General features: G+C 31.0%; 24 protein-coding genes and 1 tRNA gene. 13 read left to right on the top strand and 12 right to left on the bottom strand.

What is annotated here, in order from left to right; all coding sequences use genetic code 11:
• Positions 1-395, bottom strand: a 395-nt coding sequence (locus N2251_RS02340; protein ID WP_260585093.1) for a transposase, incomplete at its 3' end; no start/stop codon positions are given.
• A gap of 131 nt (positions 396-526) precedes the next feature.
• Positions 527-814, bottom strand: a complete 288-nt coding sequence (locus N2251_RS02335; RefSeq protein WP_260585092.1) for a hypothetical protein — start codon at positions 812-814, stop codon at positions 527-529.
• Between the two features lie 230 nt (positions 815-1044).
• Here N2251_RS02335 and N2251_RS02330 point away from each other — a divergent pair, with 230 nt between their 5' ends.
• From N2251_RS02330 to N2251_RS02315, 4 genes are all read left to right on the top strand, one after another.
• Complete coding sequence (locus N2251_RS02330) at positions 1045-1710, top strand: M15 family metallopeptidase (RefSeq protein WP_260585090.1); 666 nt, start codon at positions 1045-1047, stop codon at positions 1708-1710.
• 122 nt (positions 1711-1832) lie between these two features.
• The gene (locus N2251_RS02325) at positions 1833-2510 is read left to right on the top strand and encodes a hypothetical protein (RefSeq protein ID WP_260585089.1); all 678 of its coding nucleotides are present in this window, start codon (positions 1833-1835) and stop codon (positions 2508-2510) included.
• Positions 2511-2652: 142 nt separating this feature from the next.
• A complete protein-coding gene (pdhA, locus tag N2251_RS02320; RefSeq protein ID WP_260585088.1) occupies positions 2653-3648 on the top strand; it encodes a pyruvate dehydrogenase (acetyl-transferring) E1 component subunit alpha in 996 nt (331 codons plus the stop codon).
• 3 nt (positions 3649-3651) lie between these two features.
• The gene (locus tag N2251_RS02315) at positions 3652-5274 is read left to right on the top strand and encodes a dihydrolipoyl dehydrogenase family protein (RefSeq protein ID WP_260585087.1); all 1623 of its coding nucleotides are present in this window, start codon (positions 3652-3654) and stop codon (positions 5272-5274) included.
• 49 nt (positions 5275-5323) lie between these two features.
• Here N2251_RS02315 and N2251_RS02310 read toward each other — a convergent pair whose 3' ends face one another.
• Genes N2251_RS02310 through aroC form a run of 3 tightly spaced genes read right to left on the bottom strand, consistent with a single transcriptional unit; the run spans position 5324 to position 7524 of the window.
• Positions 5324-5866 (bottom strand): DinB family protein, encoded by a 543-nt coding sequence (locus N2251_RS02310; protein ID WP_260585086.1) that lies wholly within the window; start codon positions 5864-5866, stop codon positions 5324-5326.
• A gap of 53 nt (positions 5867-5919) precedes the next feature.
• Positions 5920-6456, bottom strand: coding sequence for a Crp/Fnr family transcriptional regulator (locus N2251_RS02305; RefSeq protein WP_260585085.1), 537 nt, complete (start codon positions 6454-6456; stop codon positions 5920-5922).
• A gap of 6 nt (positions 6457-6462) precedes the next feature.
• A complete protein-coding gene (gene aroC, locus N2251_RS02300; protein WP_260585084.1) occupies positions 6463-7524 on the bottom strand; it encodes a chorismate synthase in 1062 nt (353 codons plus the stop codon).
• A gap of 312 nt (positions 7525-7836) precedes the next feature.
• Between aroC and N2251_RS02295 the strand changes: the two genes are divergently transcribed.
• A tRNA-Ser gene (locus N2251_RS02295) sits at positions 7837-7921 on the top strand.
• A 141-nt stretch (positions 7922-8062) separates the two neighbouring features.
• Here N2251_RS02295 and N2251_RS02290 read toward each other — a convergent pair.
• The 5 genes from N2251_RS02290 to N2251_RS02270 form a co-directional block, all read right to left on the bottom strand.
• The gene (locus N2251_RS02290) at positions 8063-8623 is read right to left on the bottom strand and encodes a phosphatase PAP2 family protein (RefSeq protein WP_260585083.1); all 561 of its coding nucleotides are present in this window, start codon (positions 8621-8623) and stop codon (positions 8063-8065) included.
• A gap of 2 nt (positions 8624-8625) precedes the next feature.
• Complete coding sequence (locus N2251_RS02285; protein ID WP_260585082.1) at positions 8626-9672, bottom strand: peptidylprolyl isomerase; 1047 nt, start codon at positions 9670-9672, stop codon at positions 8626-8628.
• An 89-nt stretch (positions 9673-9761) separates the two neighbouring features.
• Positions 9762-10487 (bottom strand): BamJ family beta-barrel-assembly machinery protein, encoded by a 726-nt coding sequence (bamJ, locus tag N2251_RS02280; protein ID WP_260585081.1) that lies wholly within the window; start codon positions 10485-10487, stop codon positions 9762-9764.
• A gap of 13 nt (positions 10488-10500) precedes the next feature.
• Positions 10501-11025: a gliding motility-associated peptidyl-prolyl isomerase GldI gene (gene gldI / locus N2251_RS02275; protein ID WP_260585080.1), complete on the bottom strand. Its 525-nt coding sequence runs from the start codon at positions 11023-11025 to the stop codon at positions 10501-10503.
• The gene (locus N2251_RS02270) at positions 11015-12043 is read right to left on the bottom strand and encodes a DHH family phosphoesterase (RefSeq protein ID WP_260585079.1); all 1029 of its coding nucleotides are present in this window, start codon (positions 12041-12043) and stop codon (positions 11015-11017) included. The genes gldI and N2251_RS02270 overlap by 11 nt, the downstream gene beginning before the upstream one ends.
• A gap of 93 nt (positions 12044-12136) precedes the next feature.
• Between N2251_RS02270 and N2251_RS02265 the strand changes: the two genes are divergently transcribed.
• Together N2251_RS02265 and N2251_RS02260 are read left to right on the top strand one after the other, a co-directional pair.
• Entirely contained in the window at positions 12137-12556 is a 420-nt protein-coding gene (locus tag N2251_RS02265; protein WP_260585078.1) for a nucleoside-diphosphate kinase, read from the top strand.
• A 232-nt stretch (positions 12557-12788) separates the two neighbouring features.
• Positions 12789-13190, top strand: a complete 402-nt coding sequence (locus N2251_RS02260) for an ACT domain-containing protein (RefSeq protein WP_260585077.1) — start codon at positions 12789-12791, stop codon at positions 13188-13190.
• Positions 13191-13214: 24 nt separating this feature from the next.
• On the opposite strand, the gene N2251_RS02255 is transcribed toward N2251_RS02260, so the two are convergent.
• A complete protein-coding gene (locus N2251_RS02255; protein WP_260585076.1) occupies positions 13215-13511 on the bottom strand; it encodes a DciA family protein in 297 nt (98 codons plus the stop codon).
• An 84-nt stretch (positions 13512-13595) separates the two neighbouring features.
• Complete coding sequence (recF, locus tag N2251_RS02250; protein ID WP_260585075.1) at positions 13596-14675, bottom strand: DNA replication/repair protein RecF; 1080 nt, start codon at positions 14673-14675, stop codon at positions 13596-13598.
• A gap of 114 nt (positions 14676-14789) precedes the next feature.
• Here recF and N2251_RS02245 point away from each other — a divergent pair, with 114 nt between their 5' ends.
• The 6 genes from N2251_RS02245 (at position 14790) to N2251_RS02220 (ending at position 20036) form a co-directional block, all read left to right on the top strand.
• The gene (locus tag N2251_RS02245) at positions 14790-15572 is read left to right on the top strand and encodes a tetratricopeptide repeat protein (RefSeq protein ID WP_260585074.1); all 783 of its coding nucleotides are present in this window, start codon (positions 14790-14792) and stop codon (positions 15570-15572) included.
• A complete protein-coding gene (gene ribH / locus N2251_RS02240; RefSeq protein ID WP_260585073.1) occupies positions 15572-16078 on the top strand; it encodes a 6,7-dimethyl-8-ribityllumazine synthase in 507 nt (168 codons plus the stop codon). Before N2251_RS02245 ends, ribH begins: the two co-directional genes overlap by 1 nt.
• Positions 16079-16256: 178 nt before the next feature.
• Positions 16257-16541, top strand: coding sequence for a riboflavin synthase subunit beta (locus N2251_RS02235; protein WP_260585072.1), 285 nt, complete (start codon positions 16257-16259; stop codon positions 16539-16541).
• Entirely contained in the window at positions 16541-18406 is a 1866-nt protein-coding gene (mutL, locus tag N2251_RS02230) for a DNA mismatch repair endonuclease MutL (RefSeq protein ID WP_260585071.1), read from the top strand. The genes N2251_RS02235 and mutL overlap by 1 nt, the downstream gene beginning before the upstream one ends.
• An 8-nt stretch (positions 18407-18414) precedes the next feature.
• Positions 18415-19140, top strand: a complete 726-nt coding sequence (locus N2251_RS02225; RefSeq protein ID WP_260585069.1) for a rhomboid family intramembrane serine protease — start codon at positions 18415-18417, stop codon at positions 19138-19140.
• Between the two features lie 38 nt (positions 19141-19178).
• Entirely contained in the window at positions 19179-20036 is an 858-nt protein-coding gene (locus N2251_RS02220; RefSeq protein WP_260585068.1) for a rhomboid family intramembrane serine protease, read from the top strand.
• Positions 20037-20039: the final 3 nt, after the last annotated feature.

The following is a 20039-nucleotide window of genomic DNA, read 5'->3' as shown; positions in this document are numbered from 1 at the left end:
ATAGCAATTGACACTGTTTTTGTAATCAATAAATTGAGCAAATCAGTATCTTTTAACCGAAGTTTTCTAAATTTAGTTAGCGAACTCGGGTTAATAACAGCATCTTCTGGAAGCATTCCTAAAAAATATTTGAAGGACATGTCAAACTGTGAACGTTCTACAACATCAACATCTGAAATCGTATAAATAACTTTTAGCAACAAGTATTTAAACATTCGAATGGGACATTCTGCTGTGCGGCCATTATTCAGGCTATACTTGGTTACCAACTCTTCATAGATGAAAGAAAAGTCTATTAAATCATTAATTTTTCTTAATAAATTATCTTTAGGAACAATTAAATCATACAAAGAACTGTATTGACTAAATTGAATTTCTTGTTGTTGAACCAGCATCTATAAAAGCATTATTTTACTTTTTTAAGATACGAAAAAAGGAGTAAAAAGTTTTTACTTTCTACTCCTTTTAATTTAGTCTTGAGGACTTTTTCAGTGCCCTCTTATAAAGTGAGGTTTTTTTTTACTATTTAAGCGACTCCTAAAATTCTTTGCAACGGAATAATTGTTGATTTTTTTAAGATAACCGACTTTTCTGTCAATGCCCATATAGTAGTTTCTACCATTTTTAAACCTGTGTCATCTACAAAGGTAATTCTTACCTTTCCTTTTTCAAGATTACCAAGCGCTAAAGCTCTTTTTAAATCTAAAAAGCGGTTCAATTGATCATCTTTTTTACCTAAAACTTCTGATTTTGAAAAAGTTAAAAATTTAATTTGTTCTTTTTCAATAATTTGGACGTTGTTAACTGTGTTCATATAGCTGGGGGATTATAGGTTATTCTCTAATAAGCATACAAAATATAATACTCAGTAAATATACTAAATAAACAACTATAATACAATAAACATATGTTAACAATTACAATTCAACAACAAATCACTTAAAAAAACACATATAACAAAACACAAGTCCAAATACTCATCTATGGTTATAAACTCTCTAATTTAAACGAATATTTTTAAAATCATTTTCTTATTTTTACCCTATGAAATGTACTATTTTTATATTATTATTTTTTTCTGCTCTTGTTCAATCTCAACAATTGCCAAATGGTTTTTCTTATCTTCAAGAAGTAATTCCTACGGTAAAAAAAGAACTTAGGTATTGCTCTGACAATAATTTTATTGGCACATCTATAAATGGTTATGAAAAAAATGTACTTATTATTACTACGCAAGCAGCAAAAGCATTAAAAAAAGTACAAGCCGAGTTATTAAAAAAAGAATTAAGTCTTAAAGTTTTTGATGCATACCGCCCACAAAGAGCTGTAAATCATTTTGTGAAATGGGCTCGTGTTATTAATGACACATTAATGAAACACCAATACTACCCAAGTGTAAATAAGAGACACTTATTTAAAAAAGGTTATATATCGTCTAGGTCTGGGCATTCTCGTGGTAGTACCGTCGATTTAACAATTATCAATTTAAAAACAAAAAAAGAGTTAGACATGGGAAGTCCATATGATTTTTTTGGAATTTCTTCACATATTGCCTATCCGAAGTTAACTAAAAATCAAAAGAAAAACAGGCAATTATTACAAACTATAATGCGTAAAAATAATTTTAGACCCTATACAAACGAATGGTGGCACTTTACTTTACGACACGAACCTTTTCCTAAAACTTATTTTGATTTTCCTATAAAATAATTTTATTACTTAAACAATAACGGCAACAATAGATAAGATTCACCTCGTAGGCACATAAGTTTTAACGCTTTGTTTAGATTAATAAAAAATATCGGCATTATATTTGCTTAGATTAATTTGCGATGATAAAAACTAAACACTCTTTTTTTCTGATTATCTTATTAAGTATAAGCACCTATAATTTTGCGCAACTTGATGGTTCATTTAAAAATAAAAAAGACAACAATTCCTCTTTTGGTATTATAACCGCTCCTGCAAAAGAAGTTAAAAAACCAACTTCATTAGATTTTAAAAATAATGATGGTTTTAAAACTGCGCATAACAAACAGCAAAAAGATTTAAAAAAGAAACAGGCTGAAAGAAATTTAGCCAATAAAGGTATTTTAACTAAAGCAAAAATATCGGAAGAACGCTACTTAAAAGCTTTTCAAAAGATAAATGGAATGTACCAATACCCTATCATCGATCAAGATTTAGGTAGTTTTAGTACAAAATCTAATAGTGTAACTATTATTTGCAGAGATTTTCAGTATCCTGATGGCGATAAAGTAACCATTCTTATCAATAATATGCCTGTGGTTAGCAACCTAATTCTTAAACAAAATTACCAATCTTTTAATATCCCTTTAGATAAAGGTATAAATACTATCGAAATTTTAGCTATAAACCAAGGTAGTTCGGGGCCAAATACCGCCGGTTTTAAAATTTACAGCGAAGCCGGATCGTTAATTTCAACCAATCAATGGAACCTAGCTACTGGTGCAAAAGCATCAATTATAATAGCTAAACAGAAAGATTAATACGAGCAGGTTTTAGCACCAAAAAAACCTTACTGTAACTTTTAACAAGAACTTTTTTAAAATTACCAAAAACTACTTACTTTTGTAGTTACGTTTTAAAACACGTAAAACAAACAAACTTTAAATAAACAACTAATATATAATGAATAAAATCACCAAAGAAACCTATATCAACTGGTATAGAGACATGCTATTTTGGAGAAAGTTTGAAGACAAGTTAGCTGCTGTTTACATTCAACAGAAAGTAAGAGGTTTTTTACACTTATATAACGGTCAAGAGGCTGTTTTAGCAGGTGCATTGCACGCAATGGACTTATCTAAAGATAAAATGATTACTGCCTACCGTAATCACGTGCAACCAATTGGTATGGGAGAAGATCCTAAACGTGTAATGGCTGAATTATATGGTAAAGTTACCGGTACCTCTAAAGGTATGGGAGGTTCTATGCATATTTTCTCTAAAGAACACCGTTTTTATGGTGGTCACGGAATTGTTGGTGGTCAAATTCCTTTAGGAGCAGGATTAGCTTTTGGTGATAAATACCAAGGTAATGATGCTGTAACATTATGTTGTTTTGGTGATGGAGCAGCTCGTCAGGGTTCTTTACATGAAACCTTTAATATGGCTATGAACTGGAAATTACCAGTGATTTTTATTGTTGAAAACAATGGGTACGCCATGGGAACTTCTGTTGAAAGAACTGCAAATCATACTGATATTTGGAAACTAGGTTTAGGATACGAAATGCCTTGTGGTCCTGTTGATGGAATGAACCCTATTAAAGTTGCCGAAGCTGTTGATGAAGCTATTCAAAGAGCACGTCGTGGAGAAGGACCAACTTTCTTAGAAATGAAAACATACCGTTACAGAGGTCACTCAATGTCTGATGCGCAACATTATCGTACAAAAGACGAGGTTGAGGAATACAGAAAGATTGATCCTATTACACAAGTTTTAGACATCATTAAGGAAAACAAATACGCTTCTAACGACGAAATAGAAGCAATTAAACAAGAAGTAAAAGATTCAGTAAAAGAATGTGAAAAATTCGCTGAAGACTCTCCATATCCAGAATTAAATCAATTGCAAGATATGGTATACGAACAAGAAGATTATCCATTTATAAAATCTAAGTAAACCATGGCTATAATTATAAACATGCCTCGCTTAAGCGACACGATGGAAGAAGGAGTGGTAGCTTCTTGGTTAAAAAATGTAGGTGATAAAATTGAAGAAGGTGATATTTTAGCTGAAATTGAAACTGACAAAGCGACAATGGAGTTTGAATCTTTTAACGAAGGAACTTTATTATACATTGGAGTACAAGAAGGAGAAACTTCTCCTGTAGATACTTTGTTAGCTATTATTGGTGAAGAAGGTGAAGATATTTCTGCTTTATTAAACGGAAATACAACTTCTGAAGCTAAAGAAGAAACAAAACCTGAAACTACAAATAGTTCAGTTGCATCACAAAATGATACTATAACAATGCCCGAAGGTGCAATTGTTATAAACATGCCTCGTTTAAGTGATACAATGGAAGAAGGTACTGTAGCTTCTTGGTTAAAAAATGTAGGTGATAAAGTTGAAGAAGGTGATATTTTAGCTGAGATAGAAACTGATAAGGCGACAATGGAATTCGAATCTTTTAACGAAGGTGTTCTATTACACATCGGTGTTGAAGAAGGACAAACCACTCCTGTAGATACACTACTTGCTATTATTGGTAAAGAAGGAACAGATGTTGCTACTGTATTAGCTGCTCAAGCATCAGGAAACACTGTTATTACAAAGAAAACCAAAGATACAACAACAAAAGAAGAAACTAAAACTGTTACAGAAACTGCTGTAACCACAACAACTTCTTTAGGAAAAAGAATTTTTGCTTCTCCATTGGCTAAAAAAATAGCAAAAGATAAAGGTTTTAACATAGCTGATATTAAAGGTTCTGGTGAAAACGGACGTATTGTTAAAAAGGATGTAGAAAACTATACTCCTTCTGCAAAACAAGTAACACCTAGCTCGGCGACAACGAATACTCCTACTCCATCTGCAGTAACAAATTTTGCTGTTGCAGGCGAAGAAAACACATCAGAAATTAAAAATTCTCAAATGCGTAAGGCTATAGCTAAAGCATTAGGAAATTCTAAATTTTCTGCACCTCACTTCTACTTAAATATTGAAGTAGATATGGACAATGCAATGGCTTCTCGTAAAACAATTAATTCGATTCCTGATACTAAAGTGTCATTTAACGATATGGTTGTAAAAGCTTGTGCTATGGCATTAAAAAAACATCCAAATGTAAATACTAGCTGGACGGATAATAACACATTATTCCATACTCATATTCACATTGGTGTTGCAGTAGCTGTTGATGAAGGTTTAGTGGTACCTGTTGTAAAACATACAGATGCTTTAAGCTTAACTCAAATCGGAGCTTCGGTTCGTGATTTAGCAGGTAAAGCAAGAGATAAGAAAATTACTCCTACAGAAATGCAAGGTAGTACTTTTACGGTTTCTAATTTAGGTATGTTTGGTATTGAAAGTTTTACTTCTATTATAAACCAACCTAACTCAGCAATTTTATCTGTTGGAGCCATTATACAAAAACCTGTTGTTAAAGACGGAGCTATTGTAGTTGGTAACACCATGAAATTAACTTTAGCTTGTGACCACAGAACGGTTGACGGTGCAGTTGGTGCTCAGTTTTTACAAACATTAAAAACATTTATTGAAAACCCTGTTACAATGTTAGCATAGTTTTTCAATAATATTCTATAAAAAAAAGCTCGCAATTTGCGAGCTTTTTTTAGTTTAAGGCTTTTTTTGCTTGTACAATATGTCGTTCGTTATGATAAATTGTAAATCGAAAAGTATCACCTAATCTAAATTTTAATAAAGGCAATGTTATTGATGTTTTCACTTTAGTTAAATTAACTTTTTTAGAAGACTCTAACAGCTGTAAAAGCTCTTTTTGAAACGCTATAAATCGAGTTAAAACATCATTAACATCAAGTGAAGAATGTATCGGATTTTTACTCTTAAAGGTATCCATTGTTTTCATTTTTTCTTGCGGAAACATATCTAAAGAGAATTTATTACCTAAAAAACCAGGTTTAAAATTAGGGTTTGATTGTTGTTTTGCATTTTTAATTCTTCCCTTAATTTCGGGATTATAAAACGCCGCATATAAATTTAAATGCTCTATACACTCTACCGCCGACCAAGAAGATTTGTTTTCTTTTTGCTGTAATTCTTCTTCAGAAATATTTTTTATTGATTCGACAAAAGTAATGTGATTTTCTACATACTTTTTTAAGTCATTTATTAATTCTTCAGATTTTAAAATCATATCTACTAAATTTTATTCAAAGTTGATGATTTTAAAATTGATAATTCTTGAGGCTAATCAAGAGTTTTTAAAATTCTAGATACCGTTTCAGGTGTCATCCTTAAATAGGAGGCAATGTATTTTAATGGAATTTCTTGAAATAACTGCGGACTTCGATGCAATACTCTTTCAAAACGTTTTTGTGGAGAAAAAGTTATTAAATCTATTTCTCGTTCTATTTGTTGGTATACAAAACTTTGCAACATCTGTTCCCACACTTTTTTATTTTCTGCGGAAGATTGCATCACTTCATTAAAACGTTTTTTAGATATTACTTTTAAAGTACTCTTTTTTAATGCCTGAATATAAAAATCGGTAGGCTTATCTGTTAAAAATGAATCTAACGCTGTTATTAATGAATTTTTATATCCAAAACGGATTGTATGATCCTCCTCTTCATCATTAATAAAAACACGTAAACTACCTTCTTCAACAAAATACATTTGCGTACTTATGTTTCCTTTAGTTACTAAAAAGTCGTTTCTCTTTATTACTATCTGATCTTCCCAATTTAATGAAAGAATTTTTAAAAGCTGCTCATAAAAACTCATTATAAACTATATCGTTCTCATTTTATTTAACAACCAAAAATCTGCTAAAACTAACGCTGTTAAAGCTTCAACTATTGGCACCGCTCTTGGCACAACACAAGGGTCATGACGACCTTTACCATGTATTTCGGTTAACTCATTTTCCGAATTAATTGTTTGTTGATTTTGCATAATGGTAGCCACTGGCTTAAAAGCTACACGAAAATAAATGTCCATTCCGTTAGAAATTCCTCCTTGAATTCCACCTGATAGATTCGACTGTGTTGTACCATCTTCATTAAAGATATCATTATGTTCAGAACCTTGCATTTTTGCTCCACAAAACCCACTTCCAAACTCAAAACCTTTTACAGCATTGATTGATAACATAGCTTTACCTAACTCTGCATGTAATTTATGAAAAATAGGTTCTCCTAAACCAATAGGCATATTTTGCGCTACACATGTAATTGTTCCTCCAATAGTGTCGCCTGCTTTTTTTATTTCTTCAATTTTAGTAATCATTTTTTCTGCCGACACTTCATCAGGACAACGAACAGCATTATTTTCTGTTTTCGTAAAATCTAAATCCTGATAAGGTTTCATCATAAAAACATCACCAACGGATGATGTAAAAGCGTTTATATTAATATGCTTTATTAATTGCTTTGCCAAAGCACCCGCAACTACCCAATTAGCTGTTTCACGAGCTGATGTACGACCGCCACCTCTATAATCTCGAATCCCATATTTTTTATCATAGGTATAATCTGCGTGAGAAGGACGATATACATTGGTATTATGATTGTAATCTTTACTTTTTTGATTGGTGTTTTTAATTTGAAAGCCAATAGAAGCTCCTGTTGTTTTTCCTTCAAATATTCCTGACAAAAATTCAACCGTATCTGGTTCTTTACGTTGGGTTACAATTTTAGATTGCCCAGGCTTACGGCGATCTAATTCTTTTTGAACCGCACTAAGGTCAACTTCCATTCCTGCCGGAAAACCATCTATAACACCTCCTATTGCAATTCCGTGTGATTCTCCAAAAGTGATTAGTTTTAATATATTTCCAAATGAATTAAACATACGCTCTCTATTTTAAACGAAAGTAATTTATTTGCGATTAAAACTATAATTTTTGAATCATAATTATCTAAAAAGAAACCTAAAAACTCCAAATATTAATACAAATCTTAAAAATGAAGATACTAAAATACAATCTACAGAAAAAAAAACATTTATTTTTTCAGAGCAAACTTACTGGTATCAAAACAATTACCTCCAAAAGCTTTTAATCACTCTAAATTTCCATAAAAAAATCAACTAAAAGTTTTTTTAGAAGTGAAAAAAGGTTGTATATTTGCACCCGCAATCAGGACATACTTGATATGCATGTCAGGAGAAATGGCAGAGTGGTCGAATGCGGCGGTCTTGAAAACCGTTGTCTGTTACAGGACCGGGGGTTCGAATCCCTCTTTCTCCGCAAAACCCGAAGCAAATGCTTCGGGTTTTTTTATGCATTAAAATGAAACTCAAAAAAAATAAAACGATCTCTACTTTTAGAAAAGTAGAGATCGTTTTATTTTTTTCTAATATTAAGTATTTACATTACAAAAGAGTAGAATTAATCAAATATTTTTCTTGATATAATTTCATATAATTTATACGCAAGGCATCCTATTACTGTTCCGTTTATAAAACCACATAATATATCAATAGGAAAATGAACTCCTAAATACAGTCTGCTATAAGCAAAAACTAATGGGAAAAATATCAAAAACTTAATAGCCTTTACGTGTTTTCTTAAAAGCATGATTAAAAAAACAGTAATAACTGTAGATGTTGTTGCATGACCAGAAGTAAAACTAAAACTCTGAGGTCTTATAAGCGTTCTTAATGAATCTTTAATCGCTGGATCATTATTTGGTCGTAATCGCTCAAAAACACCTCTAATAACATTTGTTATCTGATCTGAAAAAGTAATTAAAGCCGCTATAAACAACATTGTAAACAATCCTTTTTTCCATCCTAAATGTTTAAAAACTAAAAAAAGAATAAATATAAAAAAAGGAATCCAGTAAAATTGATTCGTTATTACCAACCAAAGTCCGTCCCATTGCTCACTTCCTAAATTATTTAAATAAATTAAAAGCTCTTTGTCTTTTTGTATAATATTTTCTATCAAAATTATTTACCTACTTTTAATACTTCTATTTCTAAAACTAAATCTGTCTTTCCAATAATTGGCCCTAAACCACTTTCTCCGTATCCTAAATAATAAGGTATAAAAAACCTTGATTTACCCCCTTTTTTCATTTTCTTCACACCTTCTTTCCAACCTGTAATTAAAGGTAGTTTCGGATCATTAATTATAAATGTAAATGGAGTAGCTTTATCTAAACTCGAATCTATTTTTTTTCCATCAGCCAAAAACAACGTATAATGAACTGTGGTAGGAATAGCTGGGTTAACTTTTTCACCAGTTCCTTTTTTCAATTGTAATACTTTTAAACCAGAATCCGTTTCAACAGCTTCTTTAATTCCTTTTTCTTCTTGGAATTTACGTTTTAATTCTGCTATTATTTCTTCACGTTCAGCTTCTCTCTTTGCTACATTCGTAAGTTCATATTCAAATACCTTAACTGCCTTAAATTTTTTAGCTTCCTTACCTACTCTTATTATTTCTACTTGATTGATATAATCGTTTTGTTTTATTAAATCAACAATGTTCTGCCCTAACAATACTTTACCAAAAACCGAATGCAAACCATCTAACCAAGGCGTTTCTTTATGCGTTATAAAAAACTGACTAGAGTTTGTTGCTTTTCCTGAATTCGCCATAGATAACACTCCTGGTGAATCGTGCTTATAAATTAATTCTCCGTTTTCATTCATCGGAAATTCATCTCCAAACCTATAACCTGCATTACCTCTACCAGTACCAGTAATATCACCTCCTTGAACCATAAAATCTTTAATAACTCTATGAAACTTTGTATTATTATAATATGACTTTCCTTTTAAAGAATCAGTCATTTTCGGATTGTTTCCTTCAGCTAACGACACAAAATTAGCAACCGTCATTGGCATTTCTTGTTCGTGTAACTTTATTAAGATATCTCCACGATTTGTTTGTATATCTGCATACAATCCATTTTCTAAATCTGGATACTTAACAGATTTACAAGCTGAAAACAATACTAAAACTGCTATTAAAACTTTATAAAATTTCATTTATTATTATTTTAAGATTCTCTTATAAACAATCAATTAGGTTAGTAACGAGTACTAACCTAATTGTATTTTAGTTATTTATCTCTTTATTACTTGATCTCAAGCAACTCTACATCAAAAACTAAAGCAGAAAAAGGCTTAATTACAGCACCTCTTTGTTGTGCTCCGTAAGCTAAATCTTGTGGAATAAAGAATTTATATTTAGCGCCTGTTTTCATTAATTGTAATCCTTCTGTCCACCCCTTAATAACTTGTGTTACGCCAAACTCTATTGGCTCACCTTTATCTACTGAGCTATCAAAAACAGTTCCATCAGTTAATGTACCATGATAATGAACTTTCACACGTGAAGCTGTTGTTGGCGCATCACCATTTCCTTCTTTTAAAACAATATATTGCAAACCAGAATCGGTAGTTTTCACACCTTCTTTTACTTTATTCTCAGCTAAGAATTTTTCTCCCGCAGTTTTATTCCCTCCAAATTCAGCTTCTGCTTTTTTAGCTTGTGCCGCTTGTTGCTCTTTCATTTTTTCTTGTTGTTGTTTCTGAAAAAATGTTCTTAAAATGTTATCAATATCCTTAGATTCAACTAGCAGATTGGTAGAGTCCATTCCGTTTGTAAACCCTTGAACAAATAAACCTTGATCTATATCGTTAAAATTCATTTTAATTTTATTAGCCATATCTAATCCTAAACTATAACTTACAGAATCTATTTCTGTTGTTAATGATTTTTTGGTTTCAAATTGACTGTTACCACATGATACAATTGATAAGGTTACAACTGCTGCTGCTAAAATTTTAGTTAATTTCATTTTTATTTATTTGTTATTTAATTTCGATTAATGTTACAGTACTTTTTATTGGTTGATTTACAATTATCTTATTTCCATCTCCTACAACACCAAAAGCTCTATAAGACGGAATTACAAATGTAATTGTTTCTCCCTTTTTCATCAACTTTATTCCGTCTTGTAATGCAGGAATAAAATCTTCTTTATCTACTTTATAATTTCTTTTTTGCTTTGGATAAATAATCCAGTTATTAATATCAGAAATACTATAAGAAATTAAAACAAGATCTTCCGATTTAGGTTTTACGGTATTTAAAGTATCTTTAACAACATAAGTATACCAAAATCCACTTTCTGAAGCTATATATTTATGAACTGTATCTTTAGAAATAAAGTTTTCTAATCGCTCTTTCTCTAAAGCATTTAGTTTTTTGTTTTTAGCAACAACTTCTTTATAAAAATTAACGGTTCCTTGTTTTTTAGGCCTTCTTGCTTCAGGCTCTTTACAAGAACTTATACTTAAAACAACTAGTAAGAAAAAAACTAAATTAAACTTCATAAGACGCTGCTAATTCTTTTTGATAGTTAGGTAATAACGCTGCAAATGTTGCAATCGTATCTTCCATCGACTCTAAACTTTTACCACCAGCAGCATTGTCGTGTCCGCCACCACTAAAATGGTTTCTAGCAAACTGATTTACAGAAAATTTCCCTTTACTACGAAGTGACATTTTAATGATTCCTTGCTCTTTATCTTCAATAAAAATAGCCGCAAATACAATCCCCTTTAAAGAAAGCGCGTAATTTACAACCCCTTCTGTATCTCCTTTTTCGTAATTAAACTTTTTCTTTTCTTCTTCGGATAAAGTTATAAACGCTGTTTTATATGCTGGCAACAACTTCATATTACTTAATGCTTGCCCCAACAATAAAAGTCGACTGTATGAATTTGCATCAAGCACATTACTGTGTATTCTATCATTTTCAGCTCCTTTATCTATTAAATCTGCAATAATACGGTGTGTTGTACTTGTGGTAGATCTAAAACGAAACGAACCTGTATCGGTCATAATACCTGTATATAAACAGGTAGCTATGTTTTTATCAATCAAATCAACATCACCCATCATTTCGATGAAATTATAAACCATTTGACAAGTTGATGACATTGTAGTATCAGAATACATATAGGTAAAATCGTCTGGTTGTTGATGATGATCTATCAATGCAAAATCATTCCCATATTGCTCTAAAGTATTCTGCATATCACCTCCTACTCTGTGTAATGCATTAAAATCTAAAAGAAATACAATTTCTGAATTACTTAAAGACCGAACACTTTGCTTATTTTGGTGATCAAAACGATATACGGTATCTGAACCAGGAATCCAATGTAAAAAATCTGGGTATTCATTCGGCATAACCACCTGAGCAGTGTGTCCTTTTTTATCTAAATAATGTTTTAATCCTAAAGTAGAGCCAACGGCATCACCATCTGGATTTCTATGACCAATGATCACAATTTTTTTAGGTTGTGATAAAAATTCTTTGAGTTCTGTAAAGTGTTTTAAAATCATAAGTGGCGAATATACAATTAAATTAAAAAAATTGTGTAATTTCGCGCCGATTTTGTGTGACGTTCACACGTATAACTATTAAAAAAAATACAGATGGCAACAAATAGAACTTTTACAATGATTAAACCAGATGGTGTTGAAAACGGACATACTGGTGCAATTTTAGACAAAATTAATGCTGCAGGTTTTAGAATCGTAGCAATGAAAAAAACTCAAATGACTAAGCGTGATGCTGAAGCTTTTTATGCTGTGCACAACGAACGCCCTTTCTTTGGTGAATTAGTTGAATTTATGACTCGCGGGCCAATTATTGCTGCTATCTTAGAAAAAGACAATGCTGTTGAAGATTTTAGAACTTTAATCGGTGCTACAAATCCTGCTGATGCTGCTGAAGGAACTATTCGTAAAATGTTTGCTACTTCTATTGGTGAAAACGCTGTTCACGGATCTGATTCTGATGAAAACGCTGCTATTGAAGGTGCTTTCCATTTTTCTGGTAGAGAAATGTTCTAAGAGCTAACTTCTTAAAATATAAAAAAACTCGTTACTGTACAGTAACGAGTTTTTTTATGCTTCTAACTTTAATCTTTTTACAGGTTTGTTTCAAAAATCATTTTAACATTTTCATACTCTTTAATTTACCACTAAAACAAACCAGTACAATTAGAGCTTATTTAATAGTATGCATACTAAAAAATAATTAGAAAAATAAAAATACTAATTTAGCTCATTAAATATAAATCAAATGGCAGGGGAAACAAATTTATCTGAATTAATAAAAAAAATGACACCTAAATTGATGGATGGGGATTATGTGTTTTCTACAATAAAAGACATTAGTATAATTGATAGGAAAGATACTATTTGTGAATTTAAAGAAAAGGAAGGAACAACTATAGTTATTGAGAGAGAAAAAGCAGATAAACTGAGCTTAAATTATGAATATATTGCTTCTTGGATTACACTTATGATTCACTCATCTCTTGATGCTGTAGGTTTAACAGCTGTTTTCTCAACTGAATTAGCAAAAAGCAATATTAGCTGCAATGTAATTGCTGGTTATTACCACGATCATATTTTCGTTGATAAAAAAGATGCTAACAAAGCAATTAAAGTTTTAATAGAGCTATCTAAAAACCAACGATAAAAACACCACAAATTGGGGAGATTATTATACTAACATTAACTTTTTTACTAGCTCTTCTCCCATTTCTTCATTAATCATAGTTATAATTTTATCTTTTCCGTAACTTAATTGCTCTCTTAAAGCTGATGAAGTTAAACTAACTATTAAAGTTCCGTTTTGCAATTTCACTTCACTTGTATAAGATACCACACCTGGCCCCATCATTTTACCCCAGGCTTCATCTATATGGATTTTTTGAAAACCTTTATGTAAGTTTCCTTCTTTTATATAACTCCCCAATAAATCTTTCATTGAAAGACTATCGCTTTCTCTTTTTGCCATAATTATTTATGATAATACGTCATTACTAACAAAATGAAGTAACTTTTTTAATAATTGCTTCACCGTTTTCTCTTATGGATGACATTATAATTTAAAAATCTGATATTCTTGATTACTCTTTTTGATAACACTCTCGGTACGATTAAAATGTGTGTCGGTAATAAAAATCTGTCCAAAAGCGTCATTATTTACTAAATCTACTATTTGTGCAACACGATTTTCATCTAATTTATCAAAAATATCGTCTAATAATAAAATCGGAGTTACGTTAGATTGCTTTTTTATAAACTCAAACTGCGCTAACTTTAAAGCTATTAAATATGATTTTTGTTGTCCTTGAGAGCCGAATTTTTTTATCGGATATTCTCCTATTTCGAAATTTAAATCGTCTTTATGAATTCCTACAGAAGTATATTGTAATAACCTATCTTTCTCTAAGCTTTGCGCAAACAAATCTGTTAAAGAAAAATCGTGTAACTGACTTTTATAACGTAAATTCACCTCTTCTTTAGCGCCCGATATAATTTGGTGTTTTTCATTAAAAATAGGCACAAACTCCTCTAAAAAAGCTTTTCTTTTGTTATAAATAACGGTTCCGTATTCAACTAATTGTTCGTCGTACACTTTTAAATTTAAGGCATCAAAAATTCTGTTTGCTGCAAAATACTTTAACAATGCGTTACGCTGACTTATTATCTTATTATACGAAATTAAACCTTGTAAATAGTTTTTATCTTGCTGAGAAATAACACCATCTATAAATTTCCTACGAGTTTCACTTCCTTCAACAATTAAATCTCTATCCGCAGGTGAAATAATTACCAAAGGTAACTGACCGATGTGCTCAGAAAACTTTTCATAAGCCTTACCGTTTCTTTTTAGCATTTTTTTCTGACCTCTTTTTAAAGAACACAAAATTTTCTCATTTCTGTCGCCTAATAAGTAATCTCCTTCGATCATAAAAAAATCTTGACCATGACGAATATTCTGTCCAGCGACCGAATTAAAATAACTTTTTGCAAAAGATAAATAATAAATAGCATCTAACACATTGGTTTTTCCAATTCCGTTATCTCCCACAAAACAATTTATTTTCTTCTGAAAATCAAAGGTTTGTGTTTCTATATTTTTAAAATTTACTAGTGATATTTTCTGCAAATACATGAATGAGAATTGTTTCGAAAAAGAAGGCGCAAATTATCAAATTTTTTACGAATAACCGATTTTTAAAATCCAATTTAAAAACCTATTTTTGTCGCCACTAATTTTTAAGCAATTATGGCTACATACAAGAAAAGAGGTTATAAACCTAAAAAAGAAAAGTTTGCACAAGAAGAAGTAGAAAACTTTGATGAATCTCAAAGTACTACTGCCGAAGTATTTAATACTTTAGACGATACAGCCAACAAATCAGAACAATGGATTGAAAAAAACAGCAAACCATTATTTTATGGATTGATAACTGTAGCGGCTTTAATTTTAGGATATTTAGCCTATACTAATTTTGTTTCAGAGCCAAATGAAAAAGAGGCTTCTAACGAATTAGCTTACCCAAGAAGTTTCTTTGATAAAGCAAGTACTTCAGCAGGTGTTGCCGCAGATTCTTTATATAATTTAGGATTAACTGGTGGTGATGGAAAATATGGCTTTACTGATATAGCTGCTGAATTTAGTGGAACTAAAGCTGGAAACTTAGCAAACTACTACGCAGGTATTTCTTACTTAAAAATGAAAAAATACGAAGAAGCAATCGAGTATTTAAGCGACTTTAATTCTGATGATGAATTATTAGGGCCAACTGCTTTAGGTGCTATCGGTGATGCTTTTGCTGATATTAATCAACCTGAAGATGCTTTAGCTTATTACCAAAAAGCAGCCAACAAAAAAGACAACGACTTTACATCTCCTTTATTTTTATTCAAAGCAGCTCAAATTGCGATGGACTTAAAGGAATACAGTACTGCTGAAAAATTATACACAAGCATTAAAGAAAAATACGCTACTACTGATCAAGGTAGAGATATTGAAAAATATATCAACAGCGCAAAATATGCTCAATAATGGCAACAACAAATTTATCATATTACGATAAAGCTTCAATCCCAAATGCGAAATCTTTTCGATTTGGGATTGTTGTTTCAGAATGGAATCCTGAAATTACTGGCAACCTGCAAAAAGGTGCTATTGAAACACTTTTAGACTGTGGCGCAATAGAAAGTAATATTGTTTCTTGGGATGTACCAGGAAGTTTTGAATTGGTGTACGGCTGTAAAAAAATGATAGAATCTCAGAAAGTAGACGCTGTTATTGCTATTGGAAACGTAATTCAAGGAGAAACAAAACATTTCGATTTTGTCTGTGAAGGAGTAACACAAGGAATTGTAGATTTAAATATTAAATACGATGTTCCTGTTATTTTCTGTGTCTTAACTGACAACACTAAGCAACAATCTATAGATCGATCTGGAGGGAAATTAGGAAATAAAGGTATTGAATGTGCTGTAGCTGCTGTAAAAATGGCTGCTATTAAAAACCTAGAAAGACCTAAAGGCTCTTTAGGGTTTTAGAGATCATAAAAAATACAATTAAAATATAAAGAACCAAGATGTTTATCATTTTGGTTCTTTTTTTAACTTTAATTTAGTCATAATTTTTGACCAATTATTCATAATTCAGTAACTTTGAATTTCGTCTTAATTTGGTGTGATTTTTGTTACACTACAGTATTCAAAACAACCGCATTTTATGGGATTTATTAAAAGAGAAAATAAAAAGTTCGATTACAAGCCTACTTATTACAAAGGCGAAGGAAATCCGTATCAAGTAAAACATAAATTTGATAAATACCGTACAACTGTTGGTAAATCAAAAAATTTAAAAGGAAAATTTACTGCTGCAATTAATGAATTTAAAAGTTCTGAAAATGGCGGATTCAACCCAACAATCTTAATTATAATTGCTATTTTACTGTTATTATTTTTATTTTTTATCGACTTTGATCTTTCTATATTTTTATCTAAAAACAACTAATGTCAGATATTATACAATTACTTCCTGATCATGTGGCGAATCAAATTGCCGCAGGTGAAGTGGTACAACGACCTGCTTCTGTAGTTAAAGAATTGGTAGAGAATTCGATTGACGCAGGTGCTAGTTCTATAAAACTTTTAATAAAAGATGCTGGTAAAACGTTAATTCAAGTAATTGATGACGGTAAAGGAATGAGTGCTACTGATGCTCGCCTAAGTTTCGAGCGTCATGCGACTTCTAAAATTAAAGATGCCCAAGATTTATTTAACTTAAACACCAAAGGTTTTCGTGGCGAAGCCTTAGCTTCTATCGCTGCCATTGCACATGTTGAGTTAAAGACTAAACAAGAAGAGGAAGAACTAGGTTCTCAAATAAAAATAGAAGGAAGTAAAATTGTTTCTCAAGAAGCTGTTTCAACTTCTAAAGGAACAAGTATTGCGGTTAAAAACTTGTTTTACAACATCCCTGCTAGAAGAAATTTTTTAAAATCAGATACTATTGAAACACGTCATATTGTAGATGAATTTCAAAGAGTTGCATTAGCACATCCTAATATTTCATTTTTATTACACCATAACAATACAGAAGTTTATCATTTAAAAAAAAGTAATTTACGTAAACGAATTGTAGCTATTTTCGGCGCAAAGATGAACGAAAAATTAGTTCCTATTTCTGAGCAAACCGATATTATTACCATCAATGGTTTTACAGCAAAGCCTGAATTTGCTAAAAAGAAAAGAGGTGAACAATACTTTTTTGTAAATAACCGATTTATAAAAAGTTCTTACTTAAATCATGCCGTTTCAAACGCTTTCGAAGGCTTACTAGAACACGGTTCGCATCCGTCTTATTTTTTATATTTAGAAGTGCCACCTAATAGCATCGATATAAATATACATCCAACAAAAACGGAAATTAAGTTTGATAATGAAAAAGCTCTATATGCTATTTTACGTGCTACCGTAAAACATAGTTTAGGGCAATACAATGTTGCCCCTGTATTAGATTTTAATAGAGATGCCACGCTTGATACTCCTTATGATTACAGCAAAAAAAACACATCATCTTCTGTCCCTCCGATTAGTGTAGACCCTACATTTAATCCGTTTAAAACAGAAACCAGCTACGAATCAAAATCAAATAATTCAAACGATTCACAGGGTTCACAGGGTTCAAAATCGGTAAGTTATCAATCTAACTTCAAAAAAGACACCAGTAATTGGGAAGCTTTATACACCAATACAGCACCGTTAGACAACGTAAAACAAGAACAACTTTTTGAAAGTAATCAAGAAACTGAAACGGGTAAAACTTTTCAAATTCAAAAAAAATATTTGTTAAGTTCTATAAAATCAGGTGTTGTTTTAATCAATCAATCGTTAGCGCATCAACGTATTTTATATGAAGAATTTTTAGAAAACATTACCGTAAAAGAAGCAAGTAGCCAACAATTATTATTTCCAGTAAATATTTCTTTTTCTAAAGCAGATATTGAAATGATATATACGATAAAATCGGATTTAGAAAGTGCTGGTTTTATGTTTGATGAATTCACTAAAGAAAGTGTCGTTATTGGCGGAATACCTACATCAATCAGTGAAAGCCAAATTACCTTGATTTTAGAACAATTATTAGACGACATTAAATTAGAAGTACCTGATACTAGTTTTAGTCATTTTGATGTAATGGCAAAATCTTTTGCAAAATCATTGGCTATAAAAACAGGAACTGTGTTAGCTATTAAAGAGCAAGAAAATTTAGTAGACGATTTATTTTCTTGTAAAGAACCAAACACATCACCATTTGGTAAACCAACGTTTAAAACATTGACTTTAAACGAAATTGACACCATTTTTAACAGATAAAACAACACATGGGAAAATTAACTGACGCTATAAAACACTTAATAATCATTAACGTGATTATGTATTTTTTACCGCAATTTTTAAATTTAGACTTAACAAATATATTTGCTTTACATTATCCTCAAAATGAGCATTTTGGTGTTTGGCAATACGTTACGCATACTTTTATGCATGGCGGAACAATGCATTTACTTTTTAACATGTATGCGTTATGGGCTTTTGGTACTCCTTTAGAACAAATGTGGGGTAGAAATAAATTTTTGTTTTTTTACTTCTCTGCAGGTATCGGTGCAGGTTTGATATATACACTTGTAAATTATTATCAATTTAATGGTATTTACGAGCAAATAACTGCTTTAGGAATTTCTCCTTCAGAAATACAAAACATTTTAACTACAGGGCAGTACAATGAAAATATAATAACACTTTCTAACAGAACAATGAGCGAGTTTTACAGCTTGTACCACACGCCTGCCGTTGGTGCTTCTGGTGCTGTTTATGGTATATTAGTTGCCTTCGGATTAACGTTTCCAGATGCAAAATTAGCATTGATATTTTTTCCAGTGCCAATTGCAGCTAAATACTTTATTCCTGTAATGATTGCTAGTGATTTATTTTTTGGCGTTACAAAATATTCAATTGGTAACATTGCGCATTTTGCACATATTGGAGGTGCAATTATTGGTTTTATTATTGCTTGGTATTGGAAAAAAAATCAATTCAAAGCTCATTAATGTAGTATATTAGATTCCTTGAAAGAAAAAGAAAATTGATGAACACTTTAGAAAACTTAAAATATCGTTTTAAAAATGCAGGTATTGTAGAACAACTTATCTATGTAAACCTTGCTGTTTTTTTATTAGTTTTTATTACCAATACCTTTGGTTTTTTATTTCAATCTAATAATAATTTATTGGTTGAATGGTTTTCTTTACCTGCCAATTTTGATGATTTTTTATCTAAACCGTGGACAATTATTACCTATGGATTTTTACACACTAGTTTTCTTCATATACTCTTAAACTTAATTGCTTTATTTTACATTGGTCACCTTTTTAAACAATATTTTACCTCAAAACAACTGCTAAATTTTTATCTTTTAGGAACACTTTTTGGTGGGATTATTTTTATTGCGAGTTATAATTTTTTTCCTGCATTGCAACGAATAGCAGACAACAGTGTGCTTTTAGGAGCATCCGCAGGTATTTCGGCAATTTTTATAGGTATTGCAACCTATATTCCTAATTACGAATTAAAGTTTCCTTTAATTGGTTTTGTGAAATTATGGGTATTAGCTTGCATTTGGATCGCTATTGATGTTATACAAATTCCTGCTGGTAATGCTGGCGGTCATCTTGCGCACATCGGTGGTGCTTTATTTGGTTTTTTATATGTTGTAAGAGCAAGCAATAAAGAATTAGAGATTCTAAAACCTTTAAAAAAATTCTTTAAAAAGAAAGAAAAACCTTTAAAAACAGTTTATAAATCAAATAAAAAAACGTCAAAAAACACTTTTAAAAAATCAGAAAACCAAAAAGAAATAGATCTTATTTTAGATAAAATAAGTAAATCGGGCTATGACACTTTAACCAAAAGTGAAAAAGATTTTTTATTCAAAGAAGGTAAATAATTA

The organism is Tenacibaculum haliotis, assembly GCF_025215075.1.
Classification (GTDB): domain Bacteria; phylum Bacteroidota; class Bacteroidia; order Flavobacteriales; family Flavobacteriaceae; genus Polaribacter; species Polaribacter haliotis_B.
Note: the sequence above shows the minus strand (reverse complement) of the source record. Positions and strands in the feature narration are given on the sequence as shown.

Coding starts and splice junctions, on each gene's coding strand:
- N2251_RS02335 (WP_260585092.1), bottom strand. CDS start 814: ATGAACACAGTTAACAACGTCCAAATTATTGAAAAAGAACAAATTAAA.
- N2251_RS02330 (WP_260585090.1), top strand. CDS start 1,045: ATGAAATGTACTATTTTTATATTATTATTTTTTTCTGCTCTTGTTCAA.
- N2251_RS02325 (WP_260585089.1), top strand. CDS start 1,833: ATGATAAAAACTAAACACTCTTTTTTTCTGATTATCTTATTAAGTATA.
- pdhA (WP_260585088.1), top strand. CDS start 2,653: ATGAATAAAATCACCAAAGAAACCTATATCAACTGGTATAGAGACATG.
- N2251_RS02315 (WP_260585087.1), top strand. CDS start 3,652: ATGGCTATAATTATAAACATGCCTCGCTTAAGCGACACGATGGAAGAA.
- N2251_RS02310 (WP_260585086.1), bottom strand. CDS start 5,866: ATGATTTTAAAATCTGAAGAATTAATAAATGACTTAAAAAAGTATGTA.
- N2251_RS02305 (WP_260585085.1), bottom strand. CDS start 6,456: ATGAGTTTTTATGAGCAGCTTTTAAAAATTCTTTCATTAAATTGGGAA.
- aroC (WP_260585084.1), bottom strand. CDS start 7,524: ATGTTTAATTCATTTGGAAATATATTAAAACTAATCACTTTTGGAGAA.
- N2251_RS02285 (WP_260585082.1), bottom strand. CDS start 9,672: ATGAAATTTTATAAAGTTTTAATAGCAGTTTTAGTATTGTTTTCAGCT.
- bamJ (WP_260585081.1), bottom strand. CDS start 10,487: ATGAAATTAACTAAAATTTTAGCAGCAGCAGTTGTAACCTTATCAATT.
- gldI (WP_260585080.1), bottom strand. CDS start 11,025: ATGAAGTTTAATTTAGTTTTTTTCTTACTAGTTGTTTTAAGTATAAGT.
- N2251_RS02270 (WP_260585079.1), bottom strand. CDS start 12,043: ATGATTTTAAAACACTTTACAGAACTCAAAGAATTTTTATCACAACCT.
- N2251_RS02265 (WP_260585078.1), top strand. CDS start 12,137: ATGGCAACAAATAGAACTTTTACAATGATTAAACCAGATGGTGTTGAA.
- N2251_RS02260 (WP_260585077.1), top strand. CDS start 12,789: ATGGCAGGGGAAACAAATTTATCTGAATTAATAAAAAAAATGACACCT.
- N2251_RS02255 (WP_260585076.1), bottom strand. CDS start 13,511: ATGGCAAAAAGAGAAAGCGATAGTCTTTCAATGAAAGATTTATTGGGG.
- recF (WP_260585075.1), bottom strand. CDS start 14,675: ATGTATTTGCAGAAAATATCACTAGTAAATTTTAAAAATATAGAAACA.
- N2251_RS02245 (WP_260585074.1), top strand. CDS start 14,790: ATGGCTACATACAAGAAAAGAGGTTATAAACCTAAAAAAGAAAAGTTT.
- ribH (WP_260585073.1), top strand. CDS start 15,572: ATGGCAACAACAAATTTATCATATTACGATAAAGCTTCAATCCCAAAT.
- N2251_RS02235 (WP_260585072.1), top strand. CDS start 16,257: ATGGGATTTATTAAAAGAGAAAATAAAAAGTTCGATTACAAGCCTACT.
- mutL (WP_260585071.1), top strand. CDS start 16,541: ATGTCAGATATTATACAATTACTTCCTGATCATGTGGCGAATCAAATT.
- N2251_RS02225 (WP_260585069.1), top strand. CDS start 18,415: ATGGGAAAATTAACTGACGCTATAAAACACTTAATAATCATTAACGTG.
- N2251_RS02220 (WP_260585068.1), top strand. CDS start 19,179: ATGAACACTTTAGAAAACTTAAAATATCGTTTTAAAAATGCAGGTATT.